This window comes from Actinomadura sp. RB99 (assembly GCF_014706005.1).
GTDB lineage: Bacteria > Actinomycetota > Actinomycetes > Streptosporangiales > Streptosporangiaceae > Spirillospora.
In genome coordinates this window covers 106,157-129,597 of sequence record NZ_JABMCA010000018.1, presented here as the reverse complement: position 1 = coordinate 129,597, position 23,441 = coordinate 106,157, and the positions used below count along the sequence as shown (strand labels likewise).

At 72.5% G+C, this 23,441-nt stretch carries 22 protein-coding genes; 12 read left to right on the top strand and 10 right to left on the bottom strand.

Translation table 11 applies throughout. The annotated features are described in order from the left end of the window. Positions 1 to 37 precede the first annotated feature (37 nt). From hpnE to hpnC, 3 genes are read right to left on the bottom strand one after another with little or no spacing between them, the layout of a single operon-like run. Positions 38 to 1,357, bottom strand: coding sequence for a hydroxysqualene dehydroxylase HpnE (gene hpnE / locus amrb99_RS18865; RefSeq protein ID WP_190857511.1), 1,320 nt, complete (start codon positions 1,355 to 1,357; stop codon positions 38 to 40). Beyond that, positions 1,354 to 2,271: a presqualene diphosphate synthase HpnD gene (gene hpnD, locus amrb99_RS18860; protein ID WP_190857509.1), complete on the bottom strand. Its 918-nt coding sequence runs from the start codon at positions 2,269 to 2,271 to the stop codon at positions 1,354 to 1,356. Before hpnD ends, hpnE begins: the two co-directional genes overlap by 4 nt. A gap of 3 nt (positions 2,272 to 2,274) precedes the next feature. Further along, positions 2,275 to 3,135 carry a squalene synthase HpnC gene (gene hpnC / locus amrb99_RS18855; RefSeq protein WP_190857507.1) on the bottom strand — a complete coding sequence of 287 codons (861 nt, stop codon included), beginning with the start codon at positions 3,133 to 3,135 and terminating at the stop codon, positions 2,275 to 2,277. 201 nt (positions 3,136 to 3,336) lie between these two features. On the opposite strand from hpnC, the gene amrb99_RS18850 reads away from it, so the two are divergent. Together amrb99_RS18850 and amrb99_RS18845 are read left to right on the top strand one after the other, a co-directional pair. Continuing rightward, complete coding sequence (locus amrb99_RS18850; RefSeq protein ID WP_190857505.1) at positions 3,337 to 3,906, top strand: hypothetical protein; 570 nt, start codon at positions 3,337 to 3,339, stop codon at positions 3,904 to 3,906. 86 nt (positions 3,907 to 3,992) lie between these two features. Next, on the top strand, positions 3,993 to 4,973 hold the full coding sequence (locus amrb99_RS18845; RefSeq protein ID WP_190857503.1) for a DUF2804 domain-containing protein: 981 nt from the start codon (positions 3,993 to 3,995) through the stop codon (positions 4,971 to 4,973). Between the two features lie 45 nt (positions 4,974 to 5,018). Here amrb99_RS18845 and amrb99_RS18840 read toward each other — a convergent pair whose 3' ends face one another. After that, positions 5,019 to 5,630: a TetR family transcriptional regulator gene (locus amrb99_RS18840; RefSeq protein WP_190857501.1), complete on the bottom strand. Its 612-nt coding sequence runs from the start codon at positions 5,628 to 5,630 to the stop codon at positions 5,019 to 5,021. Beyond that, positions 5,627 to 7,198, bottom strand: coding sequence for an MFS transporter (locus tag amrb99_RS18835; RefSeq protein ID WP_190857499.1), 1,572 nt, complete (start codon positions 7,196 to 7,198; stop codon positions 5,627 to 5,629). Before amrb99_RS18835 ends, amrb99_RS18840 begins: the two co-directional genes overlap by 4 nt. Positions 7,199 to 7,463: 265 nt before the next feature. Between amrb99_RS18835 and amrb99_RS18830 the strand changes: the two genes are divergently transcribed. Then, the gene (locus amrb99_RS18830) at positions 7,464 to 8,165 is read left to right on the top strand and encodes an alpha/beta hydrolase family protein (protein WP_190857497.1); all 702 of its coding nucleotides are present in this window, start codon (positions 7,464 to 7,466) and stop codon (positions 8,163 to 8,165) included. Positions 8,166 to 8,726: 561 nt separating this feature from the next. On the opposite strand, the gene amrb99_RS18825 is transcribed toward amrb99_RS18830, so the two are convergent. From amrb99_RS18825 to amrb99_RS18815, 3 genes are all read right to left on the bottom strand, one after another. Next, positions 8,727 to 10,001, bottom strand: coding sequence for an HNH endonuclease signature motif containing protein (locus amrb99_RS18825; protein WP_190857495.1), 1,275 nt, complete (start codon positions 9,999 to 10,001; stop codon positions 8,727 to 8,729). Between the two features lie 416 nt (positions 10,002 to 10,417). Continuing rightward, positions 10,418 to 10,600, bottom strand: coding sequence for a DUF397 domain-containing protein (locus amrb99_RS18820; protein WP_190857493.1), 183 nt, complete (start codon positions 10,598 to 10,600; stop codon positions 10,418 to 10,420). Next, positions 10,597 to 11,412 (bottom strand): helix-turn-helix transcriptional regulator, encoded by an 816-nt coding sequence (locus amrb99_RS18815; protein WP_190857491.1) that lies wholly within the window; start codon positions 11,410 to 11,412, stop codon positions 10,597 to 10,599. Before amrb99_RS18815 ends, amrb99_RS18820 begins: the two co-directional genes overlap by 4 nt. A gap of 149 nt (positions 11,413 to 11,561) precedes the next feature. Between amrb99_RS18815 and amrb99_RS18810 the strand changes: the two genes are divergently transcribed. Together amrb99_RS18810 and amrb99_RS18805 are read left to right on the top strand one after the other, a co-directional pair. Continuing rightward, positions 11,562 to 11,975, top strand: coding sequence for an ATP-binding protein (locus amrb99_RS18810; RefSeq protein WP_190857490.1), 414 nt, complete (start codon positions 11,562 to 11,564; stop codon positions 11,973 to 11,975). Between the two features lie 249 nt (positions 11,976 to 12,224). Continuing rightward, positions 12,225 to 14,990, top strand: coding sequence for an aconitate hydratase (locus amrb99_RS18805; protein ID WP_347256739.1), 2,766 nt, complete (start codon positions 12,225 to 12,227; stop codon positions 14,988 to 14,990). Between the two features lie 49 nt (positions 14,991 to 15,039). Here the strand turns inward: amrb99_RS18805 and amrb99_RS18800 are convergent, their stop codons facing one another. Further along, complete coding sequence (locus amrb99_RS18800) at positions 15,040 to 15,717, bottom strand: TMEM175 family protein (protein WP_190857488.1); 678 nt, start codon at positions 15,715 to 15,717, stop codon at positions 15,040 to 15,042. Between the two features lie 85 nt (positions 15,718 to 15,802). After that, positions 15,803 to 16,522 (bottom strand): SDR family oxidoreductase, encoded by a 720-nt coding sequence (locus tag amrb99_RS18795; RefSeq protein ID WP_190857486.1) that lies wholly within the window; start codon positions 16,520 to 16,522, stop codon positions 15,803 to 15,805. Positions 16,523 to 16,608: 86 nt separating this feature from the next. Here amrb99_RS18795 and amrb99_RS18790 point away from each other — a divergent pair, with 86 nt between their 5' ends. From amrb99_RS18790 to amrb99_RS18760, 7 genes are all read left to right on the top strand, one after another. Then, positions 16,609 to 17,217, top strand: a complete 609-nt coding sequence (locus amrb99_RS18790) for a TetR/AcrR family transcriptional regulator (RefSeq protein ID WP_190857484.1) — start codon at positions 16,609 to 16,611, stop codon at positions 17,215 to 17,217. 265 nt (positions 17,218 to 17,482) lie between these two features. Further along, positions 17,483 to 18,589: a hypothetical protein gene (locus amrb99_RS18785; protein WP_190857482.1), complete on the top strand. Its 1,107-nt coding sequence runs from the start codon at positions 17,483 to 17,485 to the stop codon at positions 18,587 to 18,589. Beyond that, positions 18,586 to 19,536 (top strand): DUF6772 family protein, encoded by a 951-nt coding sequence (locus tag amrb99_RS18780; RefSeq protein ID WP_190857480.1) that lies wholly within the window; start codon positions 18,586 to 18,588, stop codon positions 19,534 to 19,536. Before amrb99_RS18785 ends, amrb99_RS18780 begins: the two co-directional genes overlap by 4 nt. A gap of 14 nt (positions 19,537 to 19,550) precedes the next feature. Next, positions 19,551 to 19,901, top strand: coding sequence for a hypothetical protein (locus amrb99_RS18775; RefSeq protein WP_190857478.1), 351 nt, complete (start codon positions 19,551 to 19,553; stop codon positions 19,899 to 19,901). Positions 19,902 to 19,913: 12 nt separating this feature from the next. Then, on the top strand, positions 19,914 to 21,431 hold the full coding sequence (locus tag amrb99_RS18770; RefSeq protein WP_190857475.1) for an ABC transporter substrate-binding protein: 1,518 nt from the start codon (positions 19,914 to 19,916) through the stop codon (positions 21,429 to 21,431). After that, on the top strand, positions 21,428 to 22,510 hold the full coding sequence (locus amrb99_RS18765) for a LacI family DNA-binding transcriptional regulator (RefSeq protein WP_190857473.1): 1,083 nt from the start codon (positions 21,428 to 21,430) through the stop codon (positions 22,508 to 22,510). The genes amrb99_RS18770 and amrb99_RS18765 overlap by 4 nt, the downstream gene beginning before the upstream one ends. Beyond that, positions 22,510 to 23,436, top strand: a complete 927-nt coding sequence (locus amrb99_RS18760) for an ABC transporter permease (protein WP_190857471.1) — start codon at positions 22,510 to 22,512, stop codon at positions 23,434 to 23,436. The genes amrb99_RS18765 and amrb99_RS18760 overlap by 1 nt, the downstream gene beginning before the upstream one ends. Positions 23,437 to 23,441 lie beyond the last annotated feature (5 nt).

Genomic DNA, 23,441 nt, shown 5'->3' with positions numbered 1-23,441 from the left:
CAGCGGTGGGTCGGGTGAGCCGTGGCGGACGCGGCGGTCACCGGTCCCTCACCCCCTCCAGATGGCGGCGGACCAGGCGTGCGGCGGTCAGGCCGCTGCGCACCGCGCCCTCCATCGTGTCCGGCCAGCCCGTGTCGGTCCACGCGCCGGCCAGGAACAGGCCGCGGGCGCGGGTCGCCGCCCCCGGCCGCGGCGACCGGCTGCCCGGCCGCTGCCGGAACGTCGCCCGCCGCTCGCGCGTCACGAACAGCTCCCGGACGCGGGCGCCGCGCGCCGCCGGCAGCAGCCGCGCCAGCTCCGGCACGAACTCCGCGCGCAGCGCCGCGGTGGGCCGGTCGATCCAGCGGTCCGCCGCCGACAGCGAGATCGCCAGGTACTGGCCGTCGCGCAGCCCGGCCACCCCCGACCGGTCGAAGATCCACTGGACGGGGGAGCCGACCGCGGCGGCGAACGGCTCGTCCAGCACCGGCCGGTCGTACACCACGTGCACGTTGACGATCGGGCTCGCGTCCAGCTCGTGCCAGCGCAGCGGCTGCGGCAGCGCCTCGGCGGGCAGCAGCCGCGCCGCCGCCTCGTGCGGGACGGCCAGCACCACCGCGTCCGCGGCGATCGGCACGCCGTCCACCACCACCTTCGGGTCGGTGGTCACCGCCTCGACCTTCGCCTTCAGCCGGACGGTGCCGCCCATCTCCGCGATCCGGCGCAGCGCCGGGCCGCCGTGCAGCTCGCCCAGCGGGACGGTCGGGACGCCGATGTCGGCGGCGTCCGGCCGCCCGAACAGCGCCCGCCGGCACACCATCGCCGACAGGCCGAGCGCGGCGTCGCCCACCTCCGCGTTCAGCGCCGCGGTGATGAACAGGCCCCACAGCGCCTCCCGCGCCCACGGCCGCTGCCCGCGCTCGGCCAGCCACGCGCCCGCCGACAGCAGGTCCAGCGCCGGGTCGTCGGGGTCGAGCCGCTGGAGCCCCGCCGCCGCGCGCACCGCCCGCAGCCGGTCGGCGACCGGCAGGTGCGAGTACCGCGCCAGCGACGGCACCAGGTGCAGCGGGCTCGGCAGCGGCGACCTGCGCAGCCGCGCCGGCCGCGCGCCCGGCCGCAGCACCGCGACGTCGAACCGGTCCTGCATCCGCACCAGGTGCTCGGCGCGGAGCCGCCGCAGCAGCCCCTGGTAGGCGGTGCAGCAGCGCAGGAACACGTGCTGGCCGTTGTCGACGCTCAGCTCGTCGCGGCGGAACGAGTGGGTCGCGCCGCCGAGCCACGGGCGGGCCTCCACCAGCGTGACCGGGACGCCCGTCTCCTGCAGGGCGATCGCGGTGCTGATGCCGGCCAGTCCGCCGCCGACGACGACGACGCTCACCGCTCCACCCCCGTGAGCGCGCGCGCAGCGACCACGGCCTTCTGCCACGTCGGCAGCGAGACCCGCGAGTTCAGCGCCGCCGCCGGGTTCGCCGCGATGCTCTCCAGCAGCCGCCGGTAGATCCCCGCCATCGCGGCGGTGCACGCCGCGCTGCGCCGGTCCAGCAGCGGCAGCAGCCGCAGCCCTTCCGCGTACCAGGCGCGGGCCCGCTCCGCCTGGAAGCCGATCAGCTTGTGCAGCCGCCACGGCGGGTCGATGAACACGCCCGACTCGTCCAGCTCCAGCGTGCAGCCGAACTGCTCCAGGTCCTCGGCGGGCAGGTACACCCGCCCCGCCATCCGGTCCTCGCGGACGTCCCGCAGGATGTTGGTGAGCTGCAGCGCGACGCCCAGCGAGTCCGCGAGGCCCTCGGCGCGCTGCCGGCCGTCCGACCCGAACACCCCGAGCGACAGCCGGCCCACAGTGCCCGCGACCTGCTGGCAGTAGCGCAGCAGGTCGTCGAACGTCTCGTAGCGGGCGCCGCGCACGTCGCTCTCGCAGCCGTCGATCAGCTCGTCGAACGCGGCGAGGGGGATCGGGAACCGGCCCGCCGCGTCCGCCAGCGCCGTCAGCACCGGATGGCCCTCCAGCGCCCGCGCGTCGCTGCGCCGCCGCAGCACCTCCTGCACGGTGAGCAGCCGCTGCCGCGACCGGTCCAGCAGGTCCAGCCGCACGCACGCCGGCTCCGGGCCGTCCCCTATGTCGTCGACGCCGCGCGCGAACGCGTAGATCGCGCTCATCGCGCGGCGCTTCGGCGGCGGCATCAGCCGTATCCCGTAGGAGAAGTTGCGGGCCTCCTCGCGCACCACCCGCTCGCAGTGCCGGTACGCCCCGGCGACCTCTTCGGCACGCTCACACGTCTCTGAAACCGTCATCGCTCAGCCCCTTCCCAGTGCGCGCGCCCACCCGGCCAGCACTGCGGCCCGGCGGGGACGCGGCGGATGCGCGAGCACGTCGTAGCGGGCCCCGGCCAGCGCCCTCAGCGCCGCCCTCCCGCCGGCCACGTAGCCGCCCACGGCGACCCGGGCCCATCCGGACAGTCCCCTCATCAGCGGCGCGGCGCCGCGGTCCAGCAGGTCGCGGGCGCGCCCGGCCTCCAGGGCCAGCACGCCGCGCAGCCGCGTCGGCGTCGCCCGGCGGGCCAGGTCGGCGTCCTCGCAGCCGAACCTGCGCAGGTCCTCGGCGGGCAGGTACACGCGCCCGGCCCGGTGGTCCTCCGCGACGTCCTGGCAGTGCTCGATGATCTGCAGCGCCGTGCAGACCCGGTCCGACGCCCCCTCCAGCCCGGCGCCCTGGGCGCCGAACACGTGCAGCACGACGCGGCCGACGGGGTCGGCCGACAGCGCGCAGTACTCCACCAGCTGCTCGAACGTCTCGTAGCGGTGGACGACCTGGTCCTGCCGGTTCGCCTCGACCAGCCGCCGGAACGGCTCGGCCGGGATCCCGTGCGCGTGCACCGTGCCGGCCAGCCGCCGCAGCTGCGGCAGCTTCGGCGTCCCGCCCTTGTAGACCAGGTCCAGGTCGTCGTCGACCAGGGCCAGCAGGTCCGCGCGCTGCTCGGGCGGCGCCTCGTCCCCGATGTCGTCGACGAGCCGCGCGAAGCCGTAGACGGCCCGCAGGTCGGCGCGGTGCCGGGCGGGCAGCAGCCGCGCGGCGACCGGGAAGTTCTCCCGTGCCGCCAGCGCGTCCAGCATCCGGTCGTGGTCGAACGCGCTCCAGGGTGAATCGGTGATCACCATTGTGAGATTCGCCGGTCCGGCACTAAAGAAACTCTGGCCAAGGTATGGACTTATTGAAGCGCCGCGTGTCCCGGGCTGAACCGTTCCAGAGTCCCTGGCGTCTGGGTCATTGAACTGCCCATCATTCGCGTAAAGGCCGTTCAGAGAGGAAGTCCGGACATGCGGGGAACCGGCACACGTTGGGGGACGATGGTGGGGCTCATGGGGGTGAGCATGGTCCTGGCCGCCGGCTGCGGGGGCTCCGGCGGGACGTCGCACGCCGCGGCGAAGAGCACGGCGAAGAGCACGGCCAAGAGCGCCGCCAAGAGCGCCGCGCCGGTCAAGGCGGCTCCCAAGAAGCTCACGTTCGACCTGGTCAAAGGGCTGGGCGACACCGCCCTCGGGGGCGACCGGGCGTGCGGTTACGGCGAATGGAACGACGGCACGTTCGCGATCGGCACGCCGTACTCGAAGCAGACGACGTTCTACCGCGAATACAGCTGCTACGAGAAGAAGGGCGAGCTGTTCCCGAACGCGGCGGGACAGATGACCTATGCCGAGTTCGGCACCCCGGCCCAGGCGACCGCCTACGGAAACTACACCAAGACGAACATTTCGGCCGTCGCGGTGCTGGTTTCGGACAACGCCGCGGTCACCATGAACATCGGCTATCTCACCGCGAACAAGATGACGCTGCTGAAGCAGGTCCAGCAGGCCTGCGGCGGCTGCGGCACCGTGATCCCCGGCCCGCACGCCTCCGACCCGGTTCCGGGCCACGTCGACAAGTCCTGACCGCCGGTGAGCCCCGTCCCGCCCCCGCCGGGACGGACCCCCGGCGGGGCGGGACGGGGGCGCGCCGGCGCCGTTAGGCTCGCGGGATGCCGACCGAGCGCGAGATCACCGAGCCCGTCGACCTGTGCCTCCCCGACGGGCGCCTCAACCCGGCGGCGGTCGGCTGGACGCGCCGCCCCCTGCACCGCGCGAACCTGCGCGGCTGGGGCCGCGCGAAGCGCTGGGAGTACTGGGGCGTCGTCACGCCCCGGCACATCATCGGGATCGTCGCGTCGTCGCTGGACTACGCGGGCGTGCACGGCGTCTACGTCCTCGACCGCGAGACCGGCGAGGAGACCGCCAGGGACGCGGTGGTCCCGTTCGCGCGCGGCGCCGCGTTCCCCGACCGCAGCGGCGAGGGCGAGGCCGCCGTCCGCGGCGGGGGAGTGGCGGTCGGCATCCGGCAGCGCCCCGGCGGCACCTCGCTGCGCGCCGCCGCGCGCGGCGTCCGGATCGAGCTGGAGATCCCGCTGCCGGACGGCCACGAGTCGCTCGGCGTCGTGATCCCGTGGAGCGACACCCGGTTCCAGTACACGGTGAAGGACGTGGGCCGGCCCGTGCACGGGCGGCTGGTCCTCCCGTCCGGCGAGCACGCCATCGGCGGCGACGAGTCGTTCGCCGTCCTCGACCACGGGCGCGGCAAGTGGCCGTACCGGATGACGTGGAACTGGGCGGCCGCCGCCGGCCCCGGCGTCGCGCTCCAGCTCGGCGGCAAGTGGACCGCCGGCACCGGCCTGACCGAGAACGCGCTCATCGTCGACGGCCGCCTGCACAAGATCGGCGACGAGCTGGAATGGACCTACGACCGGTCCGGCTGGACCCGCCCCTGGGCGATCCTCGGCGACCGCGTCGAGGTGGAGTTCCGGCCCTTCCACGAGAAGGTCTCCCGGGTCGAGCTCGGCGTCGTCGGCAGCGAGACGCACCAGTGCTTCGGGCACTTCGGCGGGCGCGCCCGCACCGACGACGGCACCTGGATCGAGTTCGACGGCCTCACGGGATGGGCGGAGGAGGCCCGCCAGCGCTGGTGAGGCGGGCGTCGACCGCGCGCACCGGCCGCTCGGGCGGCGGTGGGGTCACAGGCGTAGGCCCTCGAACAAGGTGGTCAGCTGCCGGTCGTACAGGGCGGTGAGGTCCTCGGTGCCGCCGCCGTCCACCCAGTGCCGCATCACCGTCATCGAGACCGCGATGATCGCCGCCGCCGCGCACCGCACGTCCAGCTCGGCGGCGTCCCGGCCGGTCCGGTCCGCGACCGCCGCGGCCACCGCGTCCTGGTTGCGCAGCTGCTCGTCCATCGCGCGGGCCCGGATGCCGGGGTCGGTGAAGGACAGCCGGATCCGGGTGAACAGCTCCTCGCGGTCGGCCTCCAGGACGCGGCCCAGCGAGTCGGTCATCGAGTGCCGGAGCGACAGCAGCACCGGCTCGTCCGCCGGGCGCGCGGCGAGCGCGTCGACGAGCGCCGAGTCGTACTCGTCCGACAGGATCACGTCCTCCTTCGCCGGGAAGTAGCGGAAGAACGTGCTGGGGGAGACCTCGGCCGCCTCGGCGATCTGGTCGACGGTCGTCGCCTCGTAGCCCTGCTCGGCGAACAGCCGGTACGCCGCGCGCCGGATCGCCAGCCGGGTCTTCGCCTTCTTGCGCTCGCGCAGCCCGCACGCCTTGCCGGCCGGGGTCTCCCTGGTGCTCATGCCGGCAATTCTCCCGCGCGCGCGGCGGGCACCGGGGCCGCGGCGGCGGTCCGCCCGGCCTCCGCGGCGTCCGCGCGGCGCCCGGGCAGGAAGGCGACCGCGAGGACGGCGGCGAGAAGGGCCGCGCCCGCGCAGACCAGCAGCGTCAGATCCATCCCGTGGACGAACGCGCCGTGCGCGGACGCCGCCAGCGCCCCGTCGTGCAGCCGCCCGGCCACCGCGTCCGCGCCGGTCACCGAGCCGCGCGCCGCGTCCGCCGCCGCGTCCGGCAGCCCCGCCACCGACAGCCGCGCCAGGTACCCCGCGTTCAGCACGCTGCCGAGCGCCGCGACGCCGAGCGCCCCGCCGAGCTGCTGGATCGTCTCCAGCAGGCTCGTCCCCGTGCCGGGGCCGTCCTCCGGAAGCGACCCGATCACCATGCTCGTCGCCGGGACGATCGCCAGCCCGAACCCGAGACCCGCCAGCGAGAGCCACCCGGCGGTCGGGCCGTAGCCGTCGCCGGGGCCGGTGGCGGCGCCGAGCAGCGCGCCGCCCGCGAGGAGCAGCAGTCCCGCGGGGATCACGACGCGGGCGCCGAGCCGCGGGACGAGCGGCTCGGCCAGCGTCGCCGCCGCCATCAGCCCGCCGATCAGCGGCAGCAGCCGCAGCCCGCCGCCGAACGCGCCGTTCCCCAGCACCGCCTGCAGGTACTGCGGGACGACGAACAGCAGCCCCATCACCGCGAAGTTGACGAAGACGGCGATGATCGCGCCCCACCGGAACGTCCCGTCCGCGAACAGGCCGAGGTCGACCAGCGGCGCCGCCGCCCGGCGCTGCCGCCGCACGAACAGCGCCATCAGCACCGCGCCGGCGGCGAGCGGCACCAGCACGGACGCGCTGCCCCAGCCGTGCCCGGGCACCTGGATGGTCCCGTAGACGAGCGCGATGATGCCGAAGGTGCCGAGCACCGTGCCGAGGTAGTCGAACGGCCTGCCGTCCCGCGCGCGCGGGCCGTCCGCCGGGAGCAGCCGCAGGCACGCGATCGCGGCGAGCACCGTCACCGGCACGTTGAACAGGAACACCGACCCCCACGGGAAGTGGTCGAGCAGCCAGCCGCCGACGAGCGGGCCGATCGGCATCCCGACCGCCGTCGCCGCCGTCCACACGCCGATGGCGCGCGGCAGCTCGTCCCTGCCGAACACGCGCGGCAGGATCGCCATCGACAGCGGCGTGATCATCGCCGCGCCGAGGCCGAGGACCGCGCGCGCCGCGATCACCTGCCCGGCCGTCCCCGCCAGCGCGCCCGCCGCGGACGCCAGCCCGAACAGCGCGATCCCGCCCACCAGCAGCCGCCGGTGGCCGTACCGGTCACCGAGCAGCCCCGCAGGGAGCATCCCCACCGACAGCGCCAGCAGGTAGCCGCCGCCGATCCACTGCAGCTGCGCGCTGGTCGCGCCCAGCTCGTCCGACAGCGTGGGCAGCGCGACGTTGATGATCGTCCCGTCCAGTCCCACGATCAGCACGCTCAGCGTGAGCGCCGCCAGCGCCCACCACCGCCGCGCGGAGCGCTCGGGGTGCGTCGTCGTCATGGCGTCCTCCTAAGTGACAGTTGACTAGAATTTGATAGTGCACTGTCAGTTGGAGGTCGTCAATCACTTTCGGGGTCCGGTGCCGGCGATCGGCCGACTTGGCGGCAAACGGGTATCGGTTGGCCTTCTGCCGGTGGCCGGCCACGGCTTGATCTTGTGACACTGCCTGCATGCGGAGTGGTCCCCAGACGCGCGGAGGCGGCGCCGGACCACGTGACCGCCGAAGCGGCGTGCTCGACGCCGCGGCTGAGCGAGGGAGATGCACATGGCGACGTTCGTTCTCGTGCCCGGTGGTTGGCGCGGCTCCTGGACGTACGAGGCGGTGGTTCCGCTGCTGGAGCGCGCCGGGCATGCGGTTCACGCGCTGACCCTGACGGGCCTGCGGCCGGACGACGACGAGGCGACCGTCGCGTCCGCCAACCTCGACACGCACGCCGATGACGTCCTGCGGCTCCTCGACCGCGTCGGCCTCACCGGCGTGACGCTGGTGGGGCACAGCTACGGCGGGATGGTGGTCTCCGCCGCCGCCGACCGCGCCGCCGGGCGGATCTCGCGGCTGGTGCATCTCGACGCCTACGTCCCGCGCGACGGCGAGTCGTGCTGGTCGGCGACGACCGAGCGCTTCCGGGAGGTGTTCGCCGCCGGCGCCGCGGCCACCGGCTACGCCGTCCTGCCGCCGGGCGGCGGCGATCCCCGGCGCCGACCCCACCCGCTGGCCTCGTTCCTGCAGGCGGCCCGGCTCACCGGCGCGCTCGACCGGATCCCGTGCCGGGAGTTCGTCTACTGCTCGGGATGGGAGGACCGGACGCCCTTCGCCGAACTCCGCGGCCGGCTCCTGGCCGATCCCGGGTGGCGGGTCCACGATCTGCCGACCGGTCACGACGCCATGCGCGAGGCCCCGGAGGCGGTCGCGGCGCTCCTGCTCGACGAGCACAACACAGTGGGGGCGAGGCCCACGGACGCATAGAGGCGGAGGGCCAACGGGAAGCCTCGACGAATCCGCGCGGGGATGGATCGAGGTGGTCGTGCTGGGGTGGTCCCACCGGAGTGGATGCGCGGGGTGGATGCGCGGGGGTGATCACGCCGGGCGGTCGCGCTGGGGTGGTCGCATCGGGGTGATCGTGCTGGAGGTGGTCGTGCTGGGGGGCGTGCCGGGGTGGTCGCATCGAGGTGACGCCATTGAGGTGACGCCATCGACGGATCGCGATCGGGTATGAGGGGTTGTTCGGGCGATGGGGTGATTGGCAAGAGGGGTGTTCGGGTGGTGGGGTGGCGCTGGCGTACGGGGCCGCCCCTCCAAAGTCAAGGGCGCCTTCGGCGTCGCTTCGCGATGGACTTCGTCCACCCTTGACTTTGGAGCCTCTGCGGCCCCTGAGGCAGCGTTAGGGGCAGGCTCCGCCTGCCCCGCCCTGGGTCGCGCCACCCCACCACCCCCTTCCGCACGCGTGTTCTGTTCCAGGTGAATTGGGCATGCCGGAGCCGCCCGGGATCCAGATGGGATCCGGGCGGCCGTACTGGTGGAAGTGGGTTATGCAGCCCAGTCGAGCGCCGGATCAGGCGGCCCGATGTCACCCGGTGGCGGATGGTCTCCCGAAGACGGTCGGGCGTCGGACGGCGGCAGCAACTGGTAGACGTAGCGTCCGTCCTGATCCTTGGTGATCTGGATCTGGTCCGGGTTGGTGTGCTTGAACCGGTTGTGCCACCCGCAGGCGAGGGCGAGCTGGTCGATGTCGGTGGGCGATTCCCCGAGTGCCCAGCCGTGCACGTGGTCGACCTCGCACAACGTCCCTGGCACCTCGCATCCCCGTACTGCGCATGACGGGTACAGCGTCTTGAGGACCTGCCGTTGCGCCGAGGAGGCGAACCGTTCCCGCCACCCCAGATACAGCGGGGTGTTCCCCTTCCCGAGGAGAAGGGGCGACACTCCGGCCGACAGGGCGATGCGGCGGGCCTGCGCGGCGGGGATCGGTGTCCCATCGGTCAGGCGGGCGGGTGCGTTGCCGCCGGTGAGGGTGTCCAGGTCGCAGATGACGGTGACCTTGGATGCCTTGTGCCCACCGGATAGGACGCTGGAAAGGGCTGCTGCTGTCCGCTCTGCGAGGTCGCGGCGGTCGTCGGGTCCGGCCGGCTTGGCCAGCGGCGCCAGGGTGCCGTCCCAGATCGCGGCGTCCTCGGGGTTCAACCAGCCCTTGACGTAGCGGCCGCCGTCGAGGGAGCGGGTGGTGGTGATCCAGGACTTGTCGTAGCCGCGCCGAGAATCCTCGTCGGGGGCGTCTTCGGTGTCGTCGCGTTCGGCGATGAGGTCGCGGATGCGGCGGCCGAACGCGGCGACCTTCCCGGCCGAGAAGCCTTGGTCGGCCATCTCCAGCAGGGTGGTCTCGGCTTGGGAGCAGTCGGTGTCGTCGAGGCGGGCGACCGCGTCGCCGATGGTGACGGCGTAACCGTGCGACAGCTCCCCGGCCGCGAGCCGCTCGGCCACCTGCGGGAGGCGGTGACGCTGCCGGGCGAGAGTGAGGCGTTCTTTGGCGCGGTTGTCGCGCATGCCCAGGCTCGATCGCAGCCATGCTTGGGCGGAGGGATATCCCCACCGGGCTTGTTCTGCGGTGGCGTCAACGCGGCCGATGAATCCGGCGAGTGCGCTTTCCTGCATATCGCAGGCGGCCACGAGGGTTTCGGTGAGTTCCAGGCACGCGGCTGCCGATTCGGGGGCATCTCGCTTGGCGAGTTCAGTGGCGATGGTTGAGAGCGCGTTCACCAGTTCCATGGTGGACGCGGCCTCAAGCTTGATCGTCACTGAATGCATACCTAGATAATACCCGCTGTGACCGACAATCGCATCTTGAATTCAGCGCTTCAACGCGGATACTTTTCGGTATCTGAATGGCGACTATTTGCGCCGCACCGTCGGTTGCCGCGTTTGTTGGAACACGCGTACGGAGGGGGGTGGTGGGGTGGCGCGACCCGGGGGCGGGGCAGGCGGAGCCTGCCCCCATCACCTGCCTAGGGGCCGCAGAGGCTCCAAAGTCAAGGGTGGACGAAGTCCATCGCGAAGCGACGCCGAAGGCGCCCTTGACTTTGGAGGGGCGGCCCCGTACGCAAGCGCCACCCCACCACCCGAACACCCCTCCTGCGGGCGAATTCGCCCCGGTATGCCGACTGGTCGCTCTTCCAGACCCGGCCCCGGCCTAACCCGGCGTAGCCTCGCTCAAAACGCCGACGTCACCGCTGCTTCAGCCGAGCGAGCAACGCGTCCAGGCCATCACGGCTGATGGTGATGTGACCGCCACCGGGATCCTTGCTGTCGCGGACGCCGATCGTCCCACCGAGGTCGGCCAACTCGACGCAGTTGTCGCCCTGCGAGCTGCTGTAGCTGCTCTTGCGCCACCCGGGGTGAGCTCTCATGACTTCCATGCTTCGTCTGCAATCTCCCTGATCAGCGCAGCCGACAAGTCAGCCGGAAGCGCGTAGGTGGCGATGTCCGCGAACCGCTCGTTCAGGCGTTCAACGTCGGAGCGCCCATCGAGGATCCTTCCCTGCGGCTCGGATGCAGCGTAGGCGATATGTGAGTCTCCCGGCAGGGTGGCGACGACAAATGCCCCCGAGTTCCCCGGGTGCGGTGCGCCGTCGGGAATGACCTGGACGGACAGGCGAGGCGACACCGCGTCGGCGAGGTGATGCAGTTGCTCGTACATCACGGCCATCGTGCCGACGCGTGACCGCAGGACCCGCTCTGGGAGCAGGTAGATCAGTCGCGGTGGCAGCGGTTGCTCGCGGGACAGGACTCCTTGCCGTGCCATTCGCGCTTGGACGCCGTTCTGGTCGCCGTACAAGAGCACGTCTGCATAGCTCGGCGTCTGCAACAAGCCGTAGATCACGAGCGGCTCGTAGGCGCGCAGGGTCTCAGCCTGCCCTTCGTATTCGGGCCAGTCGGCGAACCACGCCGGATATGCGGCGCTGCGGCCGTCGAAGAGGCCGTCGTGGAGGTGGGCGAGAGCGTCGCGGGTGTCGAGGACGCGGTCGCAGTCCTCGGCGAATCCGCGGTCGCAGGCGGACTCGCCGCGCTCGATCTCTCCGATGGTGGACGGGGCGTAGGGGATCAGTGCGGCGAGTTGCGCGAGGGACAGGTCCGCGAGGGTCCTGTAGCGGCGCACCTCCGAGCCGAAAAGGTCCAGCGGGCCGCGGGACGGTGTGAGGCGCTTCGGGCGTTGCGGCATGTCCACCTCCAGTGATGACCGTGCGATGACCGGTGATGTACGCGAAGTCGCGTCGATGCCCGCCGCCTCGGGCTTCGTCTCTCCGAAGCATCGCCGCGGGGAGACGCTTCGGTCACAGGAATTCATGGAGTCTTCCGAGGTGATCCGGTATGTCCGCTATGGCGCTCGCGCCCGAAGGTCCGCGCACGCTCGTCCTCGAACCGACCGTCCACGCGCCCTTGCTCGCGCGGCGGTTTCTCGCCGAGCAGTTCGCGGGGTGGGGGATCGAGGACGACCATCTCGGCCGGCTGGTCGTCTGCGAGCTGGTCACCAATGCCTGGCGGCATGGCGAGGGGCCGATCGTCGTCCGGTTGTACCTGGACGAGTGGGACGGGCTGCCGGTGGTCGAGGTATGGGACTCGGGGGCGGGCCGCCCGGTCGTCCGGCCGCCCGACGACGGGGCGGTGTGCGGGCGCGGGCTTCTGCTGGTCGCCGGGTTCGTGCGGGGGTGCTGGGGCGTCCGGCCGCTGACCGAGGGGGGCAAGGCGGTGTGGGCGAAACTGCCGCGGGCCGGGGGCGAGTAGCTTGATGTCGAGATAAATTGGATGTATCTTGACATCAAGAAAAAACCTGCGGAAGTTAGGCGGACCCGGTTCTCGGTCAAGGGCTTGACTAGGGCAGGATCAAGGTAGACGAGCACACCCGCCTCGCCGCGCGCCGCGCCGCCCGACCGCGCCGGCCGCGAGGGCGGGCGCACATTGAACATCACGATGAACGTCGCCGCGCGGTCATGTCCCGGACCGGACGCGCGGCGTGCGACGGAGGAGGAGTCCGTGTCCGCGAACAGCTTCGGCAGCCTGAGCAAGCTGCAGGTGGGCGGCAAGTCGTACGACATCTACCGGCTGGACGCCGTCGAGGGCTCGGCCCGTCTCCCGTACAGCCTGAAGGTGCTGCTGGAGAACCTGCTGCGCACCGAGGACGGCGCGAACGTCACCGCCGAGCACATCCGCGCGCTGGCCCAGTGGGACGCCAAGGCCAAGCCGAGCAAGGAGATCCAGTTCACCCCGGCCCGGGTGATCATGCAGGACTTCACCGGCGTGCCGTGCGTGGTGGACCTGGCGACGATGCGCGAGGCCGTGCGGGACCTGGGCGGCGACCCGACGAAGATCAACCCGCTGGCGCCCGCCGAGATGGTCATCGACCACTCCGTCATCGTGGAGTACTTCGGCTCGCCGCAGGCGTTCGAGCGCAACGTGCAGGTCGAGTACGAGCGCAACAAGGAGCGCTACCAGTTCCTGCGCTGGGGGCAGACGGCGTTCGACGAGTTCAAGGTGGTGCCGCCGGGGACGGGCATCGTCCACCAGGTGAACATCGAGCACCTGGCCCGCGTGGTGTTCGACCGCGACGGCGTCGCCTACCCCGACACCTGCGTGGGCACCGACTCCCACACCACGATGGAGAACGGCATCGGCGTGCTCGGCTGGGGCGTCGGCGGCATCGAGGCGGAGGCCGCGATGCTCGGCCAGCCGATCTCCATGCTGATCCCGCGCGTGGTCGGCTTCAAGCTGACCGGCGAGCTGCCCGCCGGCACCACCGCGACGGACCTGGTGCTCACCATCACCGAGATGCTGCGCGAGCACGGCGTCGTCGGCAAGTTCGTGGAGTTCTACGGCGAGGGCGTGCACGCGCTGCCGCTCGCCAACCGCGCCACGATCGGCAACATGAGCCCCGAGTTCGGCTCCACCTGCGCGATCTTCCCGATCGACGACGAGACGCTGAACTACCTGCGCCTCACCGGCCGCAGCGACGAGCAGGTCGCGCTCGTCGAGGCCTACGCCAAGGAGCAGGGCATGTGGCTCGACCCGTCGGTCGAGCCGGAGTTCTCCGAGTACCTCGAGCTGGACCTGTCGACGGTCGTGCCGTCGCTGGCCGGCCCGAAGCGCCCGCAGGACCGCATCTCGCTGTCGGACGCCAAGCAGACCTGGCGCCGCGACGTGCAGAACTACGTCAAGGTCGCGCTGGGCCCGGCGGACGAGGCGTCCGCCGAGTCCTTCCCCGCCTCCGACTCCCCGGCCGTCGGCCACGACGGCGCCGGCGACAAGCCGCGCCACGTGGACGCGAACGGCTCGGGCCGCCCGCACAAGCCGGTGCCGGTCACGCTGGAGGACGGCACGAGGTTCGAGCTCGACCACGGCCACGTCGCGGTCGCCGCCATCACGTCCTGCACCAACACCTCGAACCCGTACGTGATGATCGGCGCGGCGCTGCTGGCGAAGAAGGCCGTCGAGAAGGGCCTGACCCGCAAGCCGTGGGTGAAGACCTCGCTGGCGCCCGGCTCGCAGGTCGTCACCGACTACTACGAGCGCGCGGGCCTCACCCCGTACCTCGACAAGATCGGCTTCAACCTGGTCGGGTACGGCTGCACCACCTGCATCGGCAACACCGGCCCGCTGCAGCCGGAGATCTCCAAGGCCGTCAACGACAACGACCTGGCGGTCACCGCGGTGCTGTCCGGCAACCGCAACTTCGAGGGCCGCATCAGCCCCGACGTGATGATGAACTACCTGGCGTCCCCGCCGCTGGTCATCGCCTACGCGCTGGCCGGGACGATGGACATCGACATCCTCAACGACCCGATCGCCGAGGGCACCGACGGCCCGGTCTACCTGCGCGACATCTGGCCGGCCGCCGAGGAGGTCGCGGAGATCGTCGAGTCGTCGATCGGCAAGGAGATGTTCACCAAGGACTACGCCGACGTCTTCAAGGGCGACGAGCGCTGGCGCGGCCTCGACATCCCGACCGGCGACCTGTTCGAGTGGGACGACGCGTCCACCTACGTCCGCAAGGCGCCGTACTTCGACGGCATGGGCGCCGAGCCGGAGCTGGTCTCCGACATCCACGGCGCCCGGGTGCTCGCCAAGCTCGGCGACTCGGTCACCACCGACCACATCTCGCCCGCCGGGTCCATCAAGGCCGGCACGCCCGCCGCGCAGTACCTGCAGGACAACGGCGTCGCGGTGAAGGACTTCAACTCCTACGGCTCGCGCCGCGGCAACCACGAGGTGATGATCCGCGGCACGTTCGCCAACATCCGGCTGCGCAACCAGCTGCTGGACGACGTGGAGGGCGGCTACACCCGCGACTTCACGCAGGACGGCGCGCCGCAGGCGTTCATCTACGACGCCGCGCAGAACTACGCCGCGCAGGGCACCCCGCTGGTGGTGCTGGCGGGCAAGGAGTACGGCTCCGGCTCGTCCCGCGACTGGGCCGCGAAGGGCACCGCGCTGCTCGGCGTCCGCGCCGTCATCGCGCAGTCGTACGAGCGCATCCACCGCTCGAACCTGATCGGCCTCGGCGTCCTCCCGCTGCAGTTCAAGGAGGGCGACTCCGCCGAGTCCCTCGGCCTGACCGGCACCGAGACGTTCGACATCACCGGCGTCACGGCGCTCAACGAGGGCGGCGTCCCGAGCGAGGTGACGGTGAAGGCGGACGGCAAGGAGTTCACGGTCGACGTCCGCATCGACACCCCCGGTGAGGCGGACTACTACCGCAACGGCGGCATCCTGCAGTACGTCCTGCGGAACCTCATCCGCAAGTAAGGACCGCCGAGAAACGGGCCGTCTCCCCGCGCGGGGAGGCGGCCCGTCGTCATTCGCCGGAGGCGGCGGGGATGCGGGTGCGGGTGGCGGGCGCGCGGCGTCCGACGATGAAGTACAGGACGATCGCGGCGCTGAGCACCAGCGAGCCGGTCGGGCTGAGCAGGGCGATGGCCGCGGCGACCGCGTAGCCGACCGGGCCCAGCAGGGACCGGGCGCGGGCGCGCCGCGCTTCGTCGCGCGCCCGCGGGTGCATCAGCTCGGGGCGGCGGCACAGGTGGTTCCAGAACAGGGTGAACCACAGCGACGCCGCCGCCATGGACACCGAGTAGAAGACCGCCGCGGCGGGCGCGTCGCCCCTGCCGAGGTGGTCGCCGAGGGTGGCCGCCGGCAGGGGCAGGAACGCGATCGTCGCGAGCATGCCGAGGTTGAGGAACAGCAGCCCGCGGTCCACCTTCCGCACCTGGTGGAACAGGTTGTGGTGGTGGATCCAGGCGATCCCGATGATGAGGAACGAGACCGCGTAGGCGTCCAGCGCGGGCCATTCGTGCCGCAGCCCCGACCAGACGCCCTCGTCCGCGGCCGGCGGCCTGACGTCGAGGATCAGCAGGGTCGCCGCGATCGCGAAGACGCCGTCGCTGAGCGCCCGCAGCCGGTCGGGGGAGATGTGCTGCTCGTCGTCCTCCCCCGGTGCGGCGGCGGGCGGATCGGTGGGGAAGTCGGCGGCCACGGTCGTCTCCTCGCGCTGTGATCGGCAGGCGACAGAGTAGGGCAGCCGGGACGAACCGGCGAGGGGCGCGGCGTCCGGGAGCCGGTCAGCGGCCGGTCGGCAGGCTGAGGCCGCCGTTGCACTCGATGACCTGGCCGGTGACGAACCCGTTGGCCGCGGCGAGCAGGACGGCCTGCGCGACGTCCTCGGGCCGCCCCACCCGGCCGACCGGCAGCGCGGCGGCGTGCTGGGCGAACATCGCGTCCCGCTGCTCGGCGGGCATGCCGTCCCACCACGGCGTCTCGATGACGCCGGGGGAGACGGCGTTGACGCGCAGCGGCGCCAGCTCGGTCGCGAGCGGCCGCACCATCGCCTCCAGCGCGCCGTTGATCGCGGCGAGGCCGGCGGTGCCGGGCAGCGCCGCGCGGGCGGACGAGGCGGTGATGAAGGTGACCGAGCCGTCCTCGGTGAGCCGCGGCAGCGCCGCCTGGAGGATCCGCAGGTGCAGCCAGAACTTCGCCTCGAACCCGTGGCGGAGGTCGCCGAGGTCCAGCGTGGCGAACGGGCCGGCGCCCGATCCGCCGCTCAGCGCGAGGACCAGGTGGTCGTAGCGGGTGTCCTCGGCGAAGAACGCGGTCACCTCGTCGGGCGAGGAGGCGTCGACGCGGCGGGCGGTGAGGCCGCCCGCCGCGGCCTTGGCGAGGCGCTCCTCGTCCCGGCCGGTGATCACGACGTCGGCGCCCTGGCCGGCGAACAGCTCGGCGGTGGCCGCGCCGATGCCCGAGGTGCCGCCGAAGACGAGGGTGCGCTTTCCGGTGAGCGACATGGCCGGCTCCTTTTATTGTCGAGACCTTCTGTCTCGACAAGTATTCATCGAGACCGGTGGTCTCGTCAAATGGGTAGGGTGGCGCCATGAGTGACAGCCAACGGCCGCACACCGGGCGGCGCCGCAACGAGGCCGCGCGGCGCGCGATCCTCGACGTCGCCGTGGACCTGCTCGCCCGCGACGACGGCGTCCCCGTCACGATCGACTCGCTCGCCGCGGCCGCCGGCGTCGGCAAGCAGACGATCTACCGCTGGTGGCCGTCCAAGGGCGCGGTGCTGCTGGAGGCGATGGCCGAGCGCGCGGGCGCCGACATCCCCGTGCCCGACACCGGCACGCTCCGCGGCGACCTCGAGGGCTTCCTGGCCGCGACGTTCCGCGGTGCCGGCCAGCGGCTCACCGCGTCCGTCCTACGCAACTCGATGGCCGAGGCGCAGCGCGACCCGCACGCGCGCGAGCACATGCGCGCGTTCGTCGAGTCGCGGCGCCGCGTGTTGACCGGGCTGCTGGAGCGGGCGCGCGACCGCGGCGAGATCGCCGCTGGCGCCGACCTCGCCCTGATGGTCGACCAGGTCTACGGCGTGCTCTGGTACCGCGTCCTCGTCGGGCACGAGCCGCTCGGCGACGCGCAGGCCGCCGAGCTGGCCCGCGCCCTGTCCGACCAGGCGGCCGCCCGCCTCGACGGCGAGGCCCGCTGAGCATGGCCCGCTGAGCATGGCCCGCTGGGCATGGCCCGCTGGGCATGGCCCGCTGAGCCGGGTCTGCAGGCCCGGGGCCGGTGACGCGCGGGACCGCCGCGTCCGGTCCGGCCGCCGTGCACGGGCGTGCTGTTCGCTCGTGCGGAGAGCCGGGCCGTTTTCGTTTCCGCTCTTGACATGACGGTGGCTGTACATCGATGGTGTGTGAACGATCACGTGAACGTTAATGTGACGCAGCCGACACCACCGGAAGGCCCCCGTCAGCATGAGGACCCCCCGTCCCCCCGCCCGCCCGGCCGCCGCGCTCGCCGCGGCCGCGTGCGCCGCCGCGGTGCTCGCCCCCGCGGCGGCCGCGCAGGCCGCCGCGCCGGGCCGGCACCCGCGCGGCTTCGATCTGCGGATCGCCACCTACAACACGTGCGGGCACGGCTGCCTGCCGACCGAGCAGGAGTGCGTCGACACGATCGGCCGCGACTGCGCGACCAAGCTGGCCCCCTGGGCGGACGGCCGCGCCGCGAAGGTCGCCGACGACATCGTCCGCGCCCGCGCCGGCGTCGTCGTCACGCAGGAGATCGGCAACAACCCCACCCCGACCCAGCCGGGCGTGGACGTCGAGTCGTTCCGCGCGCCGCTGACCGCGGCGATGCGGGCGCGCGGCTACGCCGAGGCGCCCGCCGACTACGCCGGAACGCGCAACCCCTGGTACGGCTACCCGCTCAAGTCCGGCGCGGGCCGGTTCACCTACTACGACGCCCGCCGGTTCTCCGACAAGGACGAGCGCGGCCGGGCCCTCCCGCACGACCTGCTGTGGCTGCCCGACTCCACCGAGATCTACGGCAAGACGATGACGTGGAACGTGCTGCGCGAGCGCCGCACCGGCACCCGCTTCGTCGTCGTCGACATGCACCTGGAGTACCGCAAGAACGGCGCGACCGACCCCAACGGCTGGACGAAGAACTGGGACCAGGTCCGCTACGCCGACGCCACCCGCACCGTGCAATACCTCACCCGCGACAACGCGTCCACGCGGCGGCTGCCGATCGTGTTCGCGGGCGACATGAACTCCGCCTCGAAGGAGGACGGCGCCAGCGCCTACGACGCGTTCGCCGACCTCGGCTACGCCGACTCCTTCGAAGCGGCCCCGGCGAACCGGCGCTCCAACGCCGAGTACGCCTCGTTCAACGGCGGGAAGATCCCGCTGCCGAAGTCGGAGGACAAGATCGACCACATCTTCGTCAAGGCCGGCACGCCCGTCCGGCAGTGGACGCTCGTGCCGCAGACCACCGCGCAGGCCGGCGAGCCGCGCGACCTGCTGCGCAGCGACCACAACCTGGTGAACGCCACCGTGAGGATCGAAGGGGCCGCCCGATGACCGCCGCCGCGAGCGGACGCTCCCTGGCCGCCGAGCTCCGCAAGGCCGACCCCGCGCTGTCCCGGTTCGACCCGCTGGACCGGATCCTCGTCCACGACGACTTCAACACCGGCACGCACGGCTGGATCGAGCTGCTCGGCAACTACGACGGGCACGGGAACCTCGACACCGTCGACGACCACATGCGCGACTTCCGGCCGCCGCAGCTCAGCTCCTGCAACTTCTTCGACGTCGGCACGCACGGCGCGATGTCCGGGACGTACGCGCTGAAGGTCGCGACCCGGCCGCTCGCCGGGCACACCGGCGTCGCGATCCGCCGGCTGACGATGGCGGGGCGCGGCCGCGTGCAGTTCGAGGCGTACCTGACGTTCAAGACCGAGGCCGCGTCGGAGGAGAACCAGGCGGCGGCCAAGGCGGGCGCGGGGGAGTGGGACGCGAACCTGCACCCGTCCGAGCAGCAGTTCGGCGCGTTCACCATCGCGACCGACATCTGCGACGGCGTCCGCTACCACTGCGTCGCCCGGTATCTGAACACCGACCTGGACAACAACCTGCGGCGCGAGTGGGTGTACCCGACGGTGCCGGAGCCGACGCCGCGCGAGCACTTCGAGGGCAAGCTGAAGCTGCCGCCGACCGCGGACTTCACCGCCCCCGACCCGGACGACTGGAAGGCGTTCGGCGGGCCGCAGGAGCTCTGCTACAACGAGGTCCCGACCAAGGTCAACTGGCACTACGTGCGCTGGCTGATCGACACGAGCACGCGCTCCAACATCGAGCTGCAGGTCAACGACACCGTCTACGACATGCGCGACGTGCCCGTCCCCCCGTACGACGAGGAGTACGGGTCCCTGCAGAACCTGCTCAACTTCTACGTCTCGGTCAGGACGCACACCGACGTGCGCAACTTCCTGTACCTGGACTCGGTACTGATCTCGGTGGACTGGTGAGGAGCCCCGGCAGCATGCGCGAGTCGTTCACGGCCGTCCTGGAACGCAACCGCACCCTGGCGGGCGAGTTCGCGACGGAACCCTACGAGGCGGCCTGGGCCGCGGAGGCGCGCTGGTTCGTCCGGACGCTGAAGCGGACCGGCGCCGGCACCCGGCTGCGGGTGACGACCCAGATCTCGCCCGACGGCCTGCACTGGTGCGACCTCGACGCCGGCCGCGAGATCACCGGCGACCTGGAGAGCTGGGAGTCGGCCGGCTTCGGCGGCTGGCTGCGCCTCAAGGGCACCGTCGAGGCGGGGGACGGGCCCGAGCCCGGGACCGGCCCCACCGCCACCGTGATGATCTATCTCGCGCTGAAGAGCTGAGGGAGCGCCGTCATGGACCTGCGAAGGCGCGAGTTCCTCGCGCTGGCCGGCCTGGGCGCCTCCACCGTGGCGCTCGGCGGCTGCGGCGGGGCGGGCGCGGCCGCGCCGCGCGGGTCGCTGCGCGCCGCGTTCGGGCAGCCGGTCACCGACCTCGACCCGTACAACGCGGGCACCGCGGTGGACGAGGCGTCGCTGATCGTCAAGCGGCTGGTCTTCGACACCCTCGTCCGCCGCGACGCGGCCGGCCGGCTGGTGCCCGGCCTGGCCGCGTCGTGGCGGCGCGAGAACGACACCACCTGGGTGTTCCGGCTGCGGTCCGGTGTGCGCTTCCACGACGGGAGCCCGCTGACGGCCCGCGACGTCGTCGCCTGCCTCGACCGGACGAAGGCGGTGAAGTCGGCGCAGAGCGCGCTGTGGGCGACGGTGAAGTCCGCGCGGGCCGACGACGACACCACGGTCACGTTCGTCACGGACGGGCCGATGGGGACGCTGCCGGTGAACCTGACGCTGCTGTTCATCGTCCCGGCGCGGCTCGTCGCCGACCCGGCGCAGAAGCGCCGCCCCATCGGCTCCGGGCCGTTCCGCGTCACCGGGTTCACCCCGTCCACCGCCGTCGAGCTGGCCCGCTTCGACGGGTACTGGGCGGGGCCCGCGCGGCTGCCGGGCATCTCGATGCCGTTCATCGCCGAGACGTCCAGCGCGATCACCGCGTTGCGCAACGGCGACGTCGACCTGCTGTGGCCCGTCCCGTCCGACCAGCTCGGCGAGGTGAAGGGGAAGCACGGCGTGCGGGTCGCGTCCGTGCCGAGCTGGACGTACTACCTCACCTGGTTCAACTGCGGGCGCAGGCCGTTCACCGACCCGCGCGTGCGGCGGGCCATGGTGCAGGCCCTCGACATGGACGAGATCGTCGGGAAGCTGTTCGGCGCGGGCGCGCGGCGGATGGACGCCCCGATCCCCGCCACGGTGTTCGGCCACGCCGCGCAGCGGCCCTACGCCCACGACCCGGGCGCCGCCCGCAAGGCGCTGCGGGACGCGGGCCTCGGCGACGGGTTCACGACCACGATGATGTGGTTCGACGCCACCGGCCCGCTCGCCCGCGAGCTCGCCCAGTCGATGATCTCGGCGTGGCAGGACGTCGGCGTGACCGTCCGGCCGCAGAGCATCGAGAAGGCCGAGTGGCTGCAGCGCCTCAACGCCCTCGACTGGGACATGGAGCTGCAGACCAACACGGTGACGACCGGGGACGCCGCCTTCACCCTCGGCCGCCTCTACACCTCCAAGGCGAACCGGATGGGCTACAAGAACCCCGCGCTCGACAAGATCCTCGCCGCGGCGGGGCAGGCGGCCGACTCCGGCGACCGGGCCCGGCTGTACGCCGAGGCGTGCAGGATCGTCTGGGACGACGCGGTCGGGGTCTTCCCCGCCGCGCTCACCACCGCCTACGGCCTCGGCTCCGGGATCACCGGGTTCGCCCCGGCCGCGAACAACCAGCCCGACCTGTCCACGGTCACGAGGAGGACGCCATGACGCCGCGCCGCCGGGCCACCCTGCGCGACATCGCCGCCGCGCTCGACCTGTCGGTCAACACCGTGTCCCGCGCCCTCGCCGGCAAGGACGCGGTGAGCGCCGAGACCCGCGAGCGGGTGCGGGCCGAGGCCGACCGGCTCGGGTACGTGCCGAACACGATGGCGCGGTCGCTGGTGCTCCAGAACGCCATGGCGATCGGCCTGGTCATCACCAACCCCTCCAACCCGTTCTACGCCCGGCTCATCAGCGCGATCGAGGAGCGCGGCCGGGTGCACGGCTACTCGCTGATGCTGATGGTCACCGAGGACAGCGCCGAGAACGAGCGGCGCGTCGCCGAGGAGCTGATGCGGTGGGGCGTCGACGGCGTCCTCGCCGTCCCCGTGCAGCACGGCATCGACCACTGGGAGCGGCTCGAGAAGTCCGGCACGCCCGTCCTGCTGCTGAACCGCGACCTGCCCGGCCTGGACGCCGACCTCGTCGGCGTCGACTACTACGACAGCGCCCGCCGCGCCACCGAGCACCTGGTGGACGGCGGCGCACGCGAGCTGTTCCTCGTCGAGGAGGACCTCGACATCTCGCCGGTCGCCGAGCGGATCCGCGGCTTCCGCGCCGTGCTCGCCGAGCGCGGCATCGAGGTCCGCGACGACCACGTCCTGCGGGTGCCGACCCGCCGCCGGGAGGCCAGCTCGCAGCCCTGGGACCCGATCGACTCCTACGCCATCGGCCGCCGGCTCGCCGACCGGATCGAGCCCGGCTCCGCCGTCCTCGCCGGCAACGACTACTTCGCGCTCGGCCTGTACCGGGCGTTCACCGAGCACGGCCTGTCCATCCCCGGGGACGTCGCCGTCGCCGGGCACGGCGACCACCCGTTCGCCGCGTACCTCGCCCCGCCGCTCACCACCGTCCGGCTGCCCGCCGCGCGCGTCGGCACGACCGCCGTCGACCGGCTGCTCGAGCGGATGGCGGGCGCGCCGCCCGCGGACGTCCCCGGCCGGACGCTGCTGGCCGCCGACCTCGTCGTCCGCTCTTCAACCAACGGCCCCGCGCCCTCGGGCGCACGGAACGGAAGGACGTCCTGATGGGCCGCTTCCTGCTCCGCCGCGCCGGCCAGGCCGTCCTCGTCGCCTGGGGCGCCGTCACGCTGGTGTTCGTGGTCGTGCGGATCGTCCCCGGCGACCCCGCCACCCTCATCCTCGGGCCGGACGCCAGCGCCGACCAACTCGCCTCCGTCCGCGCCGACTTCGGCCTCGACAAGCCCCTGTGGCGGCAGTACCTCACCCACATGGGCGAGGTGCTGCACGGCGACTTCGGCGACTCCTGGCGGCTCGGCGGCAGCGCGATGAGCGCCACCCTGGACCGCTTCCCCGCGACCCTCGCGCTCGCCGCCCTCGCCCTCGTCATCACCGTCGCCGCCGGGTTCCCCCTCGGCATGCTGTGCGCGCGGCGGCCCGGCCGGATCCTCGACGCGCTCGTGTCCGCCGGCTCCCTCGTCGGGCAGGCCCTGCCGTCGTTCTGGCTCGGCATCGTGCTGATCCTGCTGTTCGCCCGGCAGCTGCACTGGCTGCCCAGCACCGCGGGCGGCGGCCCCGAGGCGGTGATCCTGCCGTCGGTGACGCTCGCGCTGCCGTTCGTCGGGTGGCTCGCCCGGCTCGTCCGCAACGGCGCCCTGGAGGAGATCGGCAAGGACTACGTCCGCACCGCGCGCGCCAAGGGCACCGGCGAGGGCGCCGTGCTGTACGTGCACGTCGCCCGCAACATCGCGCTGCCCGTCGTGACCGTCCTCGGGCTGCTGATGGGCAACTTCATCGCCAACGCCGTCATCGTCGAGGTGGTGTTCTCCTGGCCCGGCCTCGGCTCGCTGATGGTCGACGCCATCACCAACCGCGACTACGCCGTGGTCGAGGCCGCCATCGTCACGATCACCGTCTGCTACATCGCGCTGAACCTCGTCGTCGACGTCCTGTGCGTCGCCCTCGACCCGCGCCTCACCCCGCAGAACGCATGAACGGG